The sequence below is a fragment of the Acinetobacter sp. CFCC 10889 genome (assembly GCF_003268395.1).
GTDB lineage: Bacteria > Pseudomonadota > Gammaproteobacteria > Pseudomonadales > Moraxellaceae > Acinetobacter.
This window is the reverse complement of the sequence record NZ_LQXQ01000004.1, coordinates 39,704-55,354: the sequence shown is the minus strand read 5'-3', so window position 1 is coordinate 55,354 and position 15,651 is coordinate 39,704. Positions and strand designations below refer to the sequence as shown.

General features: G+C 35.6%; 16 protein-coding genes and 1 pseudogene. 11 read left to right on the top strand and 6 right to left on the bottom strand.

Annotated elements, in window-relative coordinates:
• The first annotated feature begins 91 nt into the window (after positions 1-91).
• A complete protein-coding gene (locus AVJ19_RS02325; RefSeq protein WP_111858206.1) occupies positions 92-814 on the top strand; it encodes a YgfZ/GcvT domain-containing protein in 723 nt (240 codons plus the stop codon).
• Between the two features lie 57 nt (positions 815-871).
• Positions 872-1,495: a hypothetical protein gene (locus AVJ19_RS02320; RefSeq protein ID WP_111858205.1), complete on the top strand. Its 624-nt coding sequence runs from the start codon at positions 872-874 to the stop codon at positions 1,493-1,495.
• A gap of 166 nt (positions 1,496-1,661) precedes the next feature.
• On the opposite strand, the gene AVJ19_RS02315 is transcribed toward AVJ19_RS02320, so the two are convergent.
• Together AVJ19_RS02315 and AVJ19_RS02310 are read right to left on the bottom strand one after the other, a co-directional pair.
• Positions 1,662-2,846 (bottom strand): PQQ-dependent sugar dehydrogenase, encoded by a 1,185-nt coding sequence (locus AVJ19_RS02315; protein ID WP_111858204.1) that lies wholly within the window; start codon positions 2,844-2,846, stop codon positions 1,662-1,664.
• A gap of 166 nt (positions 2,847-3,012) precedes the next feature.
• Positions 3,013-3,258 (bottom strand): hypothetical protein, encoded by a 246-nt coding sequence (locus AVJ19_RS02310; protein ID WP_111858203.1) that lies wholly within the window; start codon positions 3,256-3,258, stop codon positions 3,013-3,015.
• A gap of 187 nt (positions 3,259-3,445) precedes the next feature.
• Here AVJ19_RS02310 and AVJ19_RS02305 point away from each other — a divergent pair, with 187 nt between their 5' ends.
• The 7 genes and pseudogenes from AVJ19_RS02305 to AVJ19_RS02275 all read left to right on the top strand — a co-directional run bounded on the left by AVJ19_RS02305 (position 3,446) and on the right by AVJ19_RS02275 (position 11,698).
• Positions 3,446-3,736: a hypothetical protein gene (locus AVJ19_RS02305; RefSeq protein WP_111858202.1), complete on the top strand. Its 291-nt coding sequence runs from the start codon at positions 3,446-3,448 to the stop codon at positions 3,734-3,736.
• On the top strand, positions 3,733-4,068 hold the full coding sequence (locus AVJ19_RS02300; RefSeq protein WP_111858201.1) for a low molecular weight protein tyrosine phosphatase family protein: 336 nt from the start codon (positions 3,733-3,735) through the stop codon (positions 4,066-4,068). The genes AVJ19_RS02305 and AVJ19_RS02300 overlap by 4 nt, the downstream gene beginning before the upstream one ends.
• 91 nt (positions 4,069-4,159) lie before the next feature.
• Positions 4,160-4,859: pseudogene (locus AVJ19_RS02295) on the top strand (DsbC family protein).
• 190 nt (positions 4,860-5,049) lie between these two features.
• Positions 5,050-8,001, top strand: coding sequence for a VIT domain-containing protein (locus tag AVJ19_RS02290; RefSeq protein ID WP_111858200.1), 2,952 nt, complete (start codon positions 5,050-5,052; stop codon positions 7,999-8,001).
• A 289-nt stretch (positions 8,002-8,290) separates the two neighbouring features.
• Positions 8,291-9,085, top strand: coding sequence for a tetratricopeptide repeat protein (locus AVJ19_RS02285; RefSeq protein WP_111858264.1), 795 nt, complete (start codon positions 8,291-8,293; stop codon positions 9,083-9,085).
• A 204-nt stretch (positions 9,086-9,289) separates the two neighbouring features.
• On the top strand, positions 9,290-10,174 hold the full coding sequence (gene prs, locus AVJ19_RS02280) for a ribose-phosphate diphosphokinase (protein WP_111858263.1): 885 nt from the start codon (positions 9,290-9,292) through the stop codon (positions 10,172-10,174).
• A 27-nt stretch (positions 10,175-10,201) separates the two neighbouring features.
• Positions 10,202-11,698, top strand: a complete 1,497-nt coding sequence (locus AVJ19_RS02275) for a nicotinate phosphoribosyltransferase (protein ID WP_111858199.1) — start codon at positions 10,202-10,204, stop codon at positions 11,696-11,698.
• A gap of 71 nt (positions 11,699-11,769) precedes the next feature.
• On the opposite strand, the gene AVJ19_RS02270 is transcribed toward AVJ19_RS02275, so the two are convergent.
• Positions 11,770-12,237, bottom strand: coding sequence for a hypothetical protein (locus tag AVJ19_RS02270; protein WP_111858198.1), 468 nt, complete (start codon positions 12,235-12,237; stop codon positions 11,770-11,772).
• A 202-nt stretch (positions 12,238-12,439) separates the two neighbouring features.
• On the opposite strand from AVJ19_RS02270, the gene AVJ19_RS02265 reads away from it, so the two are divergent.
• Both AVJ19_RS02265 and AVJ19_RS02260 read left to right on the top strand, forming a co-directional pair.
• The gene (locus AVJ19_RS02265; RefSeq protein ID WP_111858197.1) at positions 12,440-13,192 is read left to right on the top strand and encodes an NUDIX hydrolase; all 753 of its coding nucleotides are present in this window, start codon (positions 12,440-12,442) and stop codon (positions 13,190-13,192) included.
• 10 nt (positions 13,193-13,202) lie between these two features.
• Positions 13,203-13,799: a hypothetical protein gene (locus AVJ19_RS02260; RefSeq protein WP_111858196.1), complete on the top strand. Its 597-nt coding sequence runs from the start codon at positions 13,203-13,205 to the stop codon at positions 13,797-13,799.
• Here the strand turns inward: AVJ19_RS02260 and AVJ19_RS02255 are convergent.
• Genes AVJ19_RS02255 through AVJ19_RS02245 form a run of 3 tightly spaced genes read right to left on the bottom strand, consistent with a single transcriptional unit; the run spans position 13,750 to position 15,543 of the window.
• Positions 13,750-14,253 (bottom strand): hypothetical protein, encoded by a 504-nt coding sequence (locus AVJ19_RS02255; RefSeq protein ID WP_111858195.1) that lies wholly within the window; start codon positions 14,251-14,253, stop codon positions 13,750-13,752. The two genes, AVJ19_RS02260 and AVJ19_RS02255, sit on opposite strands and share 50 nt — an antisense overlap.
• Before the next feature lie 2 nt (positions 14,254-14,255).
• Positions 14,256-14,897, bottom strand: coding sequence for a hypothetical protein (locus tag AVJ19_RS02250; protein WP_162626518.1), 642 nt, complete (start codon positions 14,895-14,897; stop codon positions 14,256-14,258).
• 1 nt (position 14,898) lies between these two features.
• Entirely contained in the window at positions 14,899-15,543 is a 645-nt protein-coding gene (locus tag AVJ19_RS02245; RefSeq protein ID WP_111858193.1) for a hypothetical protein, read from the bottom strand.
• Positions 15,544-15,651 lie beyond the last annotated feature (108 nt).

The window sequence follows — 15,651 nt, the reverse complement described above, 5'->3', positions numbered from 1 at the left end:
GAATTATTTTTCTTAAATGTGCATTTTTTATAAAAATAGCGGAAAATAAGGCTAATTCTTTAGTATTAGATTTAAATTGGATGAATATTTCATGAGCAATTTAGCGTTCTCCTCTTTCACGTTAATCGGTGTTGATGCACAAAAATTCTTGCAAGGACAAGTGACTGTAAATACAGAAGCTTTGGCTGAAAATGTATCGCAATACACTGCAATTTGTGATTTAAAAGGTCGTATTCATTTTGGTTTATGGTTAAAAAAACGTAATCCTGAAGAATTTGAAATCGTGACCACACAAGATCAAGCGGAAGAATTTGCTAAACATATTAAAAAATATGGTGCATTTTCCAAGATGAAACTTGAGCAAATTGGCGCAGTTTTTCCAACTGTAAATGGCACGACAACTGACTTTTCTGACAGTGAAACTGATATTTCTGCTTGGGAAGTTTCTTCGATTCAAAATGGTCAAGCTTATATTAATCAAGCGATTGAAGGTTTATTCCAACCACAAGAGTTACGTTTCCATCAACGTGGTGCTGTGAATTATGACAAGGGTTGTTACTTGGGTCAGGAAGTGATTGCTCGTCTTTGGTTTAAGGCTAAACCGAAAGCGTGGTTGCATGCCATTCAAGGCACGGGCACTGTCCCTGCACAAGGTGAACAACTCAATAAAGGCGTTCAAGTGGTGAATAGCACTACTTTTGAAAATGGCTATGTTGCCCTAGTCGTTGCTCGTCCTGAGGCTTTGACTGAACTTGAAGTGACTGTCTTAGACTTGCCTGAAAGTTTGAGTGGTGATGTGGCTAGACAGGTTTAATAACAGAAAGACCGTATTTTTATAAATGCGGTCTTCTTTTATATGAAAGGGATTATAATGAAATGTGCACCTGCTGATCTGTATTTTCTATTCGAATTACCCTATTTAACTCTAGCGCGCCAACAAACAGCTATTTCATTTTTATCACATCAAATTGAACGTGCAGATGCATTAAGTCATGTTTTATCTGCTTATCCCATAATAAAATATGAACCTCTTGATTTTTATTATCGCTTACACCAATGCCTTAGCATAATAGATCAAGATGTTATTGCTGATTTAATGTCAAATCCTGTATGGCAAGGAAAGATTATTGGTGCTTTTTTATGTTTTTTAGAGTCTGATTCTAAATATGAAAGTCTTCTTCTTAATGCTATACAACATACGCCTAAAATCAATCAGTGGTTATTATATCTTGCCCTATCTGAAATTCATCCCCAATATAAAACAGAGCATTTTTCTAAGGAAGCCGAAATATGTTTTAAGAAATTAAAACAAAATTTAATCCCCATTAAATCTAAAAAATCTATTCGAAAACTTTCCTATGATAATTTAAATAATATTGAGCAAGAACAAAAACTATTGCTGGCAAAGATTTATCATTCCCAAGGTGTACATGCCGCATATCAATTCATAAAAAATTCCGATTTTTACACGCTATTCCATAGACCTCTTGCGTAAGTAGGATTTTTAGTTATTTTTGATTTACACAATGCCTTATAAATCAAAGGTTACATCTGCTTAATTTTTGACCAATGCAAAAGGTCTATTAATTACTTATCTATAATCCATTCATCATGTTTCTTTTCGATTCAAATTCGATGAGATATATCAACCCAAAAGAAGTTTAAAACTTATCTCTCAACCTCACATAATAAACCACACCTGCTCGATCATCCGAAAAATAAAATGAATTTCCATCAATCCGATAAATATCTACAGGTCGCCCATTCACTGTTTTACCCACTAAAAACCCATCTATAAAAGTTTCAAACTTTTGACCTTTACGCATAATCGCAATTTTATAACCATGACCAACTTTCTCATCCGTTGAACCATGTAAAGCCACTAAAAAAGAATTCTGAATCGTCTTGTCTGTACTACCCTGATCAAAATAATCAAAACCTAAAGCAGACGAATGTGACGGGAAATAAGCATAAGGTGATGGCACATTTTTACAGCCTGATACGCGTTTAAACTTAGGATCTGCAAAAATTTTTCCATTGGATGAATAACACGATGGCCAACCATAATCAGCATCTCGCTTGAGCGCATAAAAAGTTTCATCAGGCTTACTTTTACCTAAATGATCTGCACCTTGATTGGTTGCAAATAAAAACTTGCCAATCCATTTTAAACCAACAGCATTACGCAAACCTTGTGCATAAATTCGTTGTTCTGAACCATCAGGATTCATTTCTAAAACACTTGCTCGGACTTTTTCTTTTTCAATGCAAGCATTACAACTCGAACCGACTGACACATAAATTTTCCCATTTCCACCCACAGCAATGGTACGTGTGAGATGCCATCCGCCATACTTATAACTTAAACCATAATCAGGGAAAGTCGCTAAGACTTCGGCTTTCGCTGTTGGTTTTATCTCACCTTGGGTAAATTTTCGTCGAGTCAATTGATGTGTTTCAGCGAGATATAACCAATCTTGACCTGTGGTATCGGTATAAAACTGCACAGAATTTGGATTTTTCAAACCTGTCATATAGGGAGTGATTTTGCCAAATTTTCCTGTTTCAATATTCCAGTCATCCAAAATATAAATCGTGCCTTTTTGGTTGTCACTCAAATCATGCATATCGGTGACAAACATTCTGCCATCAGGCGCTTTGGCAAAAAATCGAACACGTTTAAAGCCCTCTGCCGCAGGAATAATTTCATAATTGGAAGGAAGATTTAAAGAGAAATGCTTGCTATTTTTTAAGCTAATGGGATGAGGAACAAGTTTTGGTTGTTCAGCAAATATCGTCACTGAACAGAATAAACTTAGCAATAAGATTGAGAGTCTTCTTATCATTTTTAGATCCACCCAGCTTCATCTTGTTCAATCATTTTTATGAAAAGTCATTTGCTTTATCTCAGTATAGACAAATGGCATAAATGAAAAAAGGCTGATCTATGCATTGAATAAAAACAATACAAGATACAGCCCAATTTAACTGAGATCTAAAACAAGTTAAACATCAAAACCCATGAAATAACTTATTCATATCTTTACATAAATAGTCTTTAAAATGATAAGCACGAGCATGCTTGGCATCAAACTTAGCGGTCAGATCACCCTTTTGAAAAATATAAACCCGATCTTCTTTACTGACTAAAAAATCAGCACCCAATTTCATCAATAAAGCATCAATTTTATCTTCATCGGCAATGCTGTCATCTGCTGCAACTTTGTCATAATTACGTCGAATGCCTTTAATAAACATGCGCTACTCTACAGTTCTCTTGAATGGGTGAATTTAAACAAACTTCACCATAAAAACCTAACTTTAAATACAATAAAAATGCTCATCCATCTATTTACATCTTGCCTAATGTAAGTGATGCCGATAAAATCGCCACATCATGTGTTATCGCGGCTGCTGAACCCGATCAACTCATGAGTTTAAAATAATGAATACTCACAATTTATCTTTAGATCAAACTGAAACCCAACAACACCCTGACGAAACACACAACCCAAAACGCAACCGTGCTTGGCGGCGTAAAACCAATTATTTACATCGCGGACGTGATTGTTGTCATAGCCCAAACTATTGGAAATATGAAAAAGATTGGAAAATGCTTTGGAACCGATCACAAAAACGTGCACGCTCCAAACAGTTAGGTATTGAGTTTCCACGTATTTCTGTACATCAACAACGCCTAAATGCCCAACAAGACTTTTGGAATACATCGGATTGAATTGTCTTTTTATTTGTAGCCGTAACCAATGGCGTAGTCCCACTGCTGAGCGAGTCTTTGCAGTGGACTATGGCATTCGCACTCGTTCCGCAGGCACGAGTCGCCATGCCAAACATACCATTTCGAGCAAAGATGTCGCATGGGCGGATCTTATTTTTGTGATGGAACAAAAACACAAACAAAATATCAAAGAAAAGTTCTCGAAACAATTGCAACATAAAAAAGTCATCGTGCTTGATATCCCTGATGATTATCACTACATGGATGAAGAACTGATCGCACTTTTGCAGGATGTTGTACCACCCTATTTGGCTAAAAATACAATGGATTAATGCAAAATTTACGTGTGTTTTATTACAGGAATGATCTATATTTTTTTAAATCATTGCGCCAAGATAACGCAAATATTTTTTGAGTCCATCCATGAAAATCTGGTTCACTGCCCTCACTTTGAGTCTTTTTACCATGACTGCAAGTCATGCAGATATTCAAACTGTTGAAAAAAATCTTAAGCAAAATTTTCCTGATATCCCTGTCAAATCTGTTCGAACTTCACCTGTCAAAGATGTTTATGAAGTCTATATGGGCGGGCGTATTGTTTATACGACTGATGAAGCCAAATACTTTTTTTGTTGGTAATTTAATTGATTTAAAAGAACAAAAAAACTTAACTGAAGAAAGTATGCAAACTTTAAGTAAAATAGACATTGCAAAACTTCCGCTTAACCAAGCCATTAAAAAAATCAAAGGTAAAGGCGAACGTGTGATCTATTTATTTAGTGATCCTGATTGTCCATATTGTCAAAAACTTGAGCATGAATTGCAAAAAATTGACAACTTGACGGTGTATTTATTCTTATATCCAATTCCATCTTTGCATCCAAATGCAGTCAATATTTCCAACCAAATTTGGTGTTCAAAAAATCCATATCAAACATGGCTTGACTATACACTTGAGAAAAAACAACCGACAAATAGTAAAGCATGTAGCACACCAATCACCCAAATTGCAGACTTAGGTAAACAGCTTGAAATTGATGGTACACCAACCTTTTTCTTAAAAGATGGTACACGAATCTCAGGTATTCGTAGTGCAGAAGAATTAGAAAAAATTTTAAAATAAAAATGCTCAGGATGGTGAATATTTGCATACATTCACCATCCATGTTGAAAACTAAAATACAATTTTCCAAGCTTATTTTTTCAGTTATATTGAAGCCTTTAGCACTGTGAAATCACTTTCACGACCCCATACTTTTCTTGACCATTTTTGCTGTACAACTTTCATAAACTTTTATTTTTAAGAATTGAAAATGATGAAAAAAAATCTCATTACTTGCTTCATCTTAAGCCTCGCACCATTCACATTTTCAACTGCCAAAGATGTGGTCGTGCAACCACGTATTGCCACAACCCCTGTTGAAATCATCCCTCGCCCGATTCAGATTATGACTGCCAAAAATGAAGTGGCAATTCAACTGAAAAGTGTCAAAACTCAAGTGGAAATCATCAATGGTTTGGCTGAAACAACGTTGGAAATGCAATTGTATAATCCAAATCACCGACAACTTGAAGGCAATCTAGAATTTCCACTACAGGAAGGTCAGCAAATTACTGCTTTGGCTTTGGATATCAATGGTGAAATGCGTGATGCAGTGCCTGTACCAAAAGCCAAAGGGCAACAAGTTTTTGAAGCGATCGAACGGCGCAATGTAGACCCAGCTTTGCTTGAACAAACCCAAGGCAATAATTTTAAGCTGCGTGTTTATCCAATTCCTGCGCAAGGCATTCGCACTGTTCGCATTCGTTATCAAGAAGCATTGAGTAATACGACTCAAGCGAAGTTGTATCGTTTACCCTTACAATTTGCCAATCAAGTGCAAAACTATCAACTGGATGTCCGTATAAAAGGGCTTGAAAATATACCGAAAAGCGAGCAACTGACATTTAATAAAAATACACAAAATGAATATCATGCAACGCTGAAAAATCCAAACATCACTGCGCTAAAACACATTGATATTCAGATTCCAAGCAGTCAGCAGGCACAACTATTTACCCAACATTTTAAAAATTCAGATTATTTTTATGCTGAAATTCCTGTTGCAGATCAATCACAAGCACGCCAACTTCCACAGAGTATTGGCATTTTATGGGATGCTTCGTTATCTGCTCGACAACGTGATGTGCAGAGTGAACTCGCCTTGCTGGATGCCTATTTTCAAAAAGTGCAAAATGCCGATATCGAACTGACTTTATTACGTCACAAAGCATCCTCACCTCACAGCTTTAAAATTAAAAATGGGGATTGGTCAGCACTGAAAAAGTTTTTAGAAAATGTCATCTATGATGGTGCGACCAATATATCGGATTGGAAAAATAATACGAAAATTCAAGAATATTTACTGTTTAGTGATGGCTTAGATAACTATGGCATTCCACAAAATATTCAACTCAATGCTAATCAGCGTTTATATAGTATCCAAGGCAATGCTGAGAGTTTAAATCATCTACAACTGCGTCAACTTGCCGAAAAAAATCATGGGCAATATCTATCTTGGCACAATGCGACTGAGTTTAAACAAGCACAACAACAATTGTTCAATGATCAAAGTCGCTTAATACAAGTTGATGGTAATGGCATCAGCGAGTTATACATCCCTTCCTATTTTCCTGAAAATGGTGTTGTCCGTGTGTTTGGGAAATACTCCACCGTTGTGGGTGATCAAGCCAAATTAAAGCTAAAATTACACAATGCGAATCAACAACAAAGCTTAGAAATTCCATTTAAAAGTAGCTTAAACAGCCAACAAGTCGCAGCACTTTGGGCAAAACAAAAAGTGGCTGAACTACTGCCTCAAGCTACAGTGAATGAACAAGCCATTCAAAAAATTGCCCAAGATTTTAATATTGTGACACCCAACACTTCTTTGATTGTCTTAGAAAATTTAGATGATTATGTGCAATATGAAATTCAACCTCCTGCAAGTTTAAAAACGGAATATGAACAACGTATTTCTAGTCAAAAACAGAGTGTGCAACAAAAACAACAGCAAGCACTTGCACGTAGCATTGATGAATATCAAGCACATCAGCAGTGGTGGGAAAAAGATTTTCCAAAACAAAAAATCAAGCCAAGTCGTGCTGAAAAAATGGCAGCCAATGCACCTGTGGTTGAAGCTGCACCTGTTGCACCACCTATGCCTGCACCAGTATCGGTTGAATATGTAGCAGATGCCGCATCCGCAGATTCAGTTGCCGCTGTAACAGATGCGAGAGAAATAGCTCAATTACGCCGCAGCCAACAAGCAGAGGAACGTGTCAGAGAAACTATACAAAATATTAAAATCGAAATTCAACCGTGGAAAGATGATGCACCTTATGTCGCTCGTTTAGATGCAGCATCCAAGCAGCAGGCGTATCAAATCTATTTAGATGAACGTGAAAATAATTTGAATAATCCATCATTTTATCTAACAGTTGCCGAGATATTTAGACAGAAAGGTTTGGATGATGAAGCAGTTTTAGTGATTTCCAATTTGGCTGAATTAAACCTTGAAAATCGTCATGTGCTGCGACTTTTAGGGCAACAATTGATGTTACTCAAACAATATCAAGATGCGATTATCATTTACCAAAAAGTCCTGAAAATGGCAGAGGAAGAACCACAATCTTGGCGTGATCTCGCTTTGGCATATGCCGAAAATAAACAATATGATGATGCAATTCGTACCATGTACCATGTGGTGAGCAATGAATGGGATCCACGTTTTGGTGGTATTCATTTGATTGCGGCAGATGAATTAAATAATTTTATTGCCAAAGCACCGAATAGCCCTGCGCTCAAAGACATCGACAAAAAATTAATTCGTAACCTACCTGTGGGTATCCATGTGGTACTGACTTGGGACAGTGATAATTCAGATATGGATTTGTGGGTGATTGATCCCAACAATGAAAAAACCTTTTATTCCAATCCTAACAGTGTGCAAGGTGGTAAAATTTCCAATGATTTCACAGGCGGTTATGGTCCTGAAGCCTTTTGGTTAAAACAACCGATGAAAGGTGAATACAGCATCAAAGCACACTATTACGGTGATCGTCAGCAAATCGTGACTGGACCGACCACCGCATTTGTCCGTTTAATTCGTAACTGGGGGACGAGCAAACAAAGTGAAGAAATTTTACGGGTGAAAATGACCAAAGAACGACTACAAACAGGTGAAGATGGTGCGGTGTTGATTGGTAAATTTAAGGTCAATTAAGAAGTAATTGTGATGTGCATGATCCATTCAAAAATCACTTTTTTTGAATGGATATTTTCATCCATAATAAAGTATTTAAAAAATCACATTAAATAACAAATATTTAAAATATCAATATCTCTTGTATATTTTTATTAACATTTAGATCATTTACTCACAATCCCATACAAAAATTAAAGAAAACACGACCTGCAAGACTTTACATCTTATTTTTATAGCACTTATGATGACAGCACGAAAACTAAAAAATTTCTTTCAGGAAGAAATACTTCAACAAGGTTATGTATCAATGAAAAAAATTCTACTCTCAGCTCTACTCAGTTTTTCTTGTGCGACTGCTTTTGCAGCACCACAAGCTGCTCCTGTCGATCCAAAATTTGCAAAAGTTGAACAACTGATCCAAAAGAAAGATTTTACCACAGCCTATAAAGAACTTGAAAGCATTGCAAAAACTGGCGATGCACAAGCTTTATATAACTTGGCATTTTTAACCCAAGCAGGTCAAGGCACAACGGCTGACAATAAAAAAGCTTTACAATATTACCAACAGTCTTCTGACAAAGGCTATTCAGTAGCGAGTTATGCGCTTGCCAAAGCCTACCAAACAGGTGAATTGGGTGTTAAACAAGATCAAGGTAAAGCCCGCCAATACTTAGAAAAATCGTCAAAACAAGGCTATGATGATGCCACTGTCGAATACGCTGTACAGCTTTTCTCTGAAGATAAAGCTGAATCAGATAAACTTGCACTACAAAAATTAGATCCTTTAATTAAAAAGGGAAATATGCAAGCGATCCATGCCAAAGCACTCTATGACATTAGCCAAGGCTTTAAAAATAAAAAACTTGAATTGGTACAACAAGGTGTAAAATCAATTCAAGGACTAGCTCAACAAGGTTATATTCCTGCCCTACTTGCGATGGCGAATATGCTAGTGAAAGGTGAAATCATTGAACAAAACTTGCCTGAAGCAAAGAAAATCTATGAAGCTTTAGCCAAACAAAATGTACCTACAGCCAAAGAAGCAGTTGAAGCGATTAATAAAATGATCGCAAATAAAGCTGCGAATCCTGCGAAAAAATAATTCACCTATAAAATAGGCTGAATAAATTCAAGAAAATGATAGCCCAATTGGCTATCATTTCTACTTATAACTCGTTGTAAAATAAAATATTTAAATCTCTAACACTAGTTCTCTGTAATCTTTTGTAAATTCATCTTGAAAAATATATTGTCTTTATGACACTATATATGTATAGGCAGTTAGCCAACATATAGAGATATGAAAATGTCTATTCAAATCAAAGATGCAAATAACAATATCATTCCTGTGCAATGCATGCAGTTTTCAGGCGGTGAACGCCATGTACAAGTTGATGCAGAAATTTTAAAAACACTGACAGACTGCGTGCATGTTCAAGCCAAAATCAGCAACAGTCAGGATTTGATGGATTATCTTTTGCTTGAAAATGTATTACTCAATCAGGGTTTAAGCATTGATTTGGAAATCCCCTACTTCCCTTATGCACGTCAGGATCGCATCTGTGCAACAGGACAGGCTTTTTCCTTAGACATCATGACCAAGTTGTTAAATCTCAATGCTGAACAGTTTCCACAGCAACGCCGTTCAATCACCGTTTGGGATGCGCACAGTGTAGTAACTGAAAAACTACTGCGTGAAAACACTCATTTTCTAAATGTCGAAAATGTGCAATCGAGCGATATTATTTTACAAAGCAATGCATTAACCAAAATTTTAAAGACTAAAAATACGGTATTGATCTGTCCTGATGCAGGTGCAAAAAATCGTACCCAACACATTGCAAATGTCATCAATGATTTAAGACAGCGTGAAATTGAGATTATTTATTGCGATAAAAAACGTAATCCTGAAACAGGAAAAATCATGAACTCACATGTCAATGCCACTGATTTAACAGGAAAAGTTGCGGTAATTACTGATGATATTTGTGATGGTGGTGCAACCTTTAAAGGCATTGCAGAAGAATTGAAAAAACTGAATTGCGAACATGTGGTGCTCTATGTCACACACGGCATTTTCAGTAAAGGCTTTCAGGTTTTTGAAGGATTGGTTGATCAGATTTTTACTACGAATAGCATCAAGCAAACTGAACATGAAAAGCTGACTGTTATTAACTTTTCAACAAAATAATACAACGAATAATATTGGAGATATAAAATGAGCTTAAAAATTAATCCATTAAATGCAATCGACTTTTATAAAGCAGACCACAGACGCCAATACCCTGTTGGTACTGAATATGTCTATGCTAACTTCACGCCACGTTCATCACGTTTAGCCAATATGTTGCCTGATTTTGATGACAAAATCGTGTTCTTCGGGCTACAAGGTTTTATCAAACATTTTTTAATAGAAACATGGAATGAAGGCTTTTTCCAACAGGATAAAAACAAAGTCGTATCTAACTATAAGCGCCGTATGGACAATGCTTTGGGCGAAGGTGCGATTCCTGTCGATCACATCGAGGCTTTATATGACTTAGGCTATTTACCGATTAAAATTAAAGCCTTAGCTGAAGGCAGTCGAGTCAATATGAAAGTGCCTGTATTGACCATTGTAAATACGTTGCCTGAGTTCTTTTGGCTGACCAATTATTTAGAAACTGTACTGAGCGCAGAACTTTGGAAAAGCTGTACCACTGCTACGATTGCTTTTGAATACAAACGCTTATTGACTGAATATGCGATCAAAACAGGTGCACCGCTCGATTTTGTTCCTGTGCAAGGACATGATTTTAGTAGTCGTGGCATGAGTGGTATTTATGATGCAACACAAAATGGTGTGGGTCACTTAACAAGTTTCATCGGTACGGATGCAGTATCTGCGATTGATTATGCAGAAGAATATTACAATGCCTATGGTATCGTGGGCGTATCTGTCCCTGCAACCGAACATAGCGTCATGTGTATGGGCAGTGAGGACAATGAAATTGATACCTTCCGCCGACTCATCACGGAACTTTATCCATCAGGTGTGGTCAGTATCGTGTCGGATACATGGGACTTTTGGCGTGTGATTACTGAATTTACTGTTGAACTCAAAGCTGAAATCCTTGCTCGTCAACCGAATGCTTTAGGTTTAGCGAAATTGGTATTCCGTCCTGATTCGGGTGATCCTGTAAAAATCATTTGTGGCGATCCTGAGGCTGAAATTGGTAGCCCTGCATTTAAAGGTGCTGTGGAATGTTTATGGGAAATCTTTGGCGGTACGACTACAGACAAAGGCTATAAAGTTTTAAATGAACGTGTCGGCTTAATTTATGGTGATTCGATCACCCTAGACCGAGCTTTACGGATTTTAAAAGGCTTAGAAGCCAAAGGTTTTGCCTCAAATAATTTGGTCTTTGGGATCGGTAGTTATACCTATAACTATCTGACTCGCGACACTTTTGGTTTTGCAGTTAAAGCGACATGGGGGCAAGTGAATGGTGTTGCTCGTGAATTGTTTAAAGACCCTGCAACAGATTCGGGTATTAAAAAATCTGCCAAAGGTTTGCTCCGTGTTGAAAAGACTGCACATGGTTTTGAATTGTTTGATCAACAAACACTTGAGCAAGAACAACAAGGCGAGCTAAAAACAGTATTTGAAGATGGTCAATTGCTTTTTGAATGTAGTTTGGATGAGATTCGAAATCGTTTAGCATCGGAGTTATAAACAATCGCCATAAAATCATAAATTCTATCCTTGATCGTAAATTTCCAATATCAAGGATAGAATCTGATGAATTAGCAATCATTTTCCCAAAGTCTATAATAATCTAAACGGTTATTTTTAAAATAGAATTGAATCGATTTATATTCATCATCGCTTGAAGATGCGAAAAATCGATTCGGATTGTCTTCATCTTGCTGTGCGATATTTTTAAAGTTTTTGAGAAAACTACTTTTGGTGGTGCTTGCATCCAATTTTTTGCCATAAAAAATCACAGCATTATTTTTAAGCATATGAACTGTTTGAATTTGATTATTGTCGTTCACTGTAAAGGTTCCAAAATCATGTTGATCTGGAAAATTTCCGCCATTACATTCATCAGGCTCACCTTTGATGATTTTGATTGGCTTCGGCAAAGTTTTGATATTCATTTCAAAAGATGAATAAGTTTTACCCTGAATCACAGGTTTAATGTCTTTGTCAGCCCATGAGGTTGTAGCAAGTAGGGTGAATATAGTGAAACTGAGTATTTTTATTTTCATATTGAATGAGATCAGTAGAATTATGTACTGATCATAGCATCGTAATTTATGCTGACCATCGAATATTAAAGACATTTACAAGCATTCAACAATGCCAAAAGCACCTAAATATGCAGATTATGTGAAAACATTTGGAGAAAATCCTATAGCCTGCAATAATCCTATGAACTTTTGACTTTTATAAAATAAAGCGAGCCTGACTGTGACCTTTTCTTCAGAACAAGATTTTTTAAATCAATACAATAAAAAAGAATTTGATGCGCCTTTATTTACAGTCGATATGGCGATTTTTTCTGTTGACGCAGGTCAGTTACAAGTTTTACTGATCAAGCGTTCTAATTTTCCACAAAAAGACAAATGGGCGCTACCAGGCGGTTTTGTCGATTTATCTAAAGATACAGATTTAATGGCTTCGGCACATCGTAAATTGGTCGAAAAAACAGGGCTGAAATCACCACATTTGGAACAAGTGTGTACGGTGGGTAATCCAACCCGTGACCCACGTGGTTGGGCGGTAACCTCTTTGTATTTTGCCCTGATTGATTTTAAAGAGTTTCAACGCATCGCCACTGAACAGACTGAATACAGCGAATGGGTTTCCATCACTGATGCCAAAAAACTCGATTTGGCTTTTGACCACTTACAGCTTTTAGATATGGCAGTAGAACGTTTAAGTTCTAAGGCACGTTATACCGCTTTGCCTGTCAGTTTGATGCCTGAATTGTTTACCCTGACTGAGCTACAACAAATTTATGAAATTATTTTAGGGCAAAGTTTAGAAAAGAAATCATTTAGACGTCGTATGATTGAAGCGGGTGCGGTTGAAGAAACAGATCTATCGAAAATTGCAGGGAAACGCCCTGCTCAATTGTATAAATATGCTTTGGATAGTTTTGATTTTCATTTTCCGAGGATTTTGGAGTATCCGAGGGATAATTCAAATAAATCCGAATGAACCAAATAAAATGGATCGAGATTTTCAACGCTTTTATTTAAATGCATTTCCTCAATACCTTGAAGAAGATGTATTGGCAGTCTTGAACTATTTACAATCATATAGCACAAAATTTCACTCAAAACATACTTATCAAGTCTTTGTTAAACAGGACGTGATACATCTTCCTGTACGCACCTATTTTAAACTGCCGAATAACCCACAATTCAGTAATTTTCCCATTATTCAGCAGAAAATATTATGTTGTATCTATACTCGCCACCATGATGGTTTTATTCGTCAGACCATGCTTGAACGCTTACTCAATTGCCCTCTTGATGATTTTATTATTCCTTATGTTTTTCAATTATTAGGTGAATATGTTCAGGAAATTTTACTCAGTATTGCACCTTTTATTAATGTAGAAAATCAAACACATTTCGCTGAATTTATTTTAGAAAATCCTAAATATTTCAGAACAACTGAAAGTAGAATTGTAAGCTATTGGAATGAATACTATAGACATAAACAAAATAAATATTTTAAAGACTATATCGGTGCAAAAATTTTAGAAAAACTTAGGAGTCTCGTTCAAAACCATGCTCATGATTTAAACAAAATCCATTGATTAGATATTGAGGTGGTTGGACATCTTCTACGCCATATTCAGGCGAAAAGTATACTATCACCTGACTCTTACTGATTTTTACAATCGCATTATTGAGTGATGAATCATGTTTAACTGAATAGTTAACTTGTTCTTTATTCAAAATTTTTAAAAATTTGCTCAATGTCATTTTTTTATATTTTTTCAACACCCAAGGTTGAATATTTAAACTTCGACTTTTTTTGAGCTGATGCAAACCATCACAGAAAATTTGAAAAAGTTCCTTTTCAAAAAAATAGAACTCAATAGTTCCAAAACGCCAAATCTCTACTTGTTCTCTCCCATCCCCTCGATCATCAGGATCTGCAAAATTCTGTGCCAACCATTCTTGTGTTTGTCCAATTTCTACAAAATCAAATTTCCCATTGAGAATAAATGCTTTTAAATCAATATCTATCTTATGGTTAAGTTTCATTTTTATAAATTCCCTGCAATCACCACATAATGTCCAAATTTCATTTGTTGCTCAAGACATGCAATAAGTGAATAAATAAAATCAGATAATTCTTGGGAATCTGAATTGTTTGCTTTGCCTTTTAATTGATCAACTAATTTATGTATTGTGGAATGCTCAAAATAATTGCTTTTCGAACATACATCAAAATCTTTTTCTATTTTATTAAAGCGATGGTTATAGATTGGATAAAGACTTTTAATAATCGGTAAAACCTCATCACAATCCTCTAAATAGGCAAAATATTGCTGATAATCTGATGATATATTTTCATTATAATTTATATCTTCAGCTAAAATAGTAAAACCCACACGTGGATATATATCTATACGTTCACCATATTTTAAAATTATGCATGGAATATGCGAATTTTTATTATGCTGATATTGGATCTTTTGCATGTCAAAACCAAATTTTTGATAATACAATTGAGCTTTTCTTTCATCACAGCCTATTTCCTCACTAATTTTTCTTATATTTTCATCGTGATACGCCTGTATACATCGTTCAATATTTTCATCATATTGCTTGAGTAAAGCCAAAGCCTCAGCAAGTGGAATAGTAATTTTGGAACGCAGTTTATTGAGCTTTTCTTTGTTCATCACTTTACTGATTTCCCTCAACAACAACATAAGTACCTATAGACATTTTTTCTTCAAGGCATTGAACAATTTTTGCTAAAAAATTCATAACATTAATATCTAAAAAATTTAATATTTGAATCTTTGAAATAATACGTTGAATAGTCTCTTGACCAAAATAATTATCAAAACAAGCATCAAAATACCGTTCCATTTTTCCTGAGCAAGGATTTAAAACAGGATACATTGATCTAAAAATTTCAATCACATAGGAAAAATCATCGCTTGGTATGAAATATCGTCTATTTTTCTCACTAACAATAAATTCCAAATCTTCATCTGCTGCCCAAATAAAAAAACCAATATTGCTTACAGTTTCAGGATTTTCTTCTACCGTTAATTTGATCGGCATTTCATTCAGTGCATCATTGATGTGTATAATTTTTTCAACGACCTTTTTTACATTATTTTGATATGAAACGTCATAATAATATTTTTCTGCAACCATTGACTCACAAGCTGTTTCAAAACAAATTTTTCCTATATTTTCATCGTGATACGCCTGTATACATCGTTCAATATTTTCATCATATTGCCTGAGTAAAGCCAAAGCCTCAGCAAGTGGAATAGTAATTTTGGAGCGCAGTTCATTGAGCTTTTCTTTGTTCATGACATCAATATTCCAAAATTTTCATCGTTTTTATAGTTTCAGTATTTATACATTGAAACTTGCAAAATTGCTTTATCTTTAAGTAAAAATCAAACAGGAATAATAACA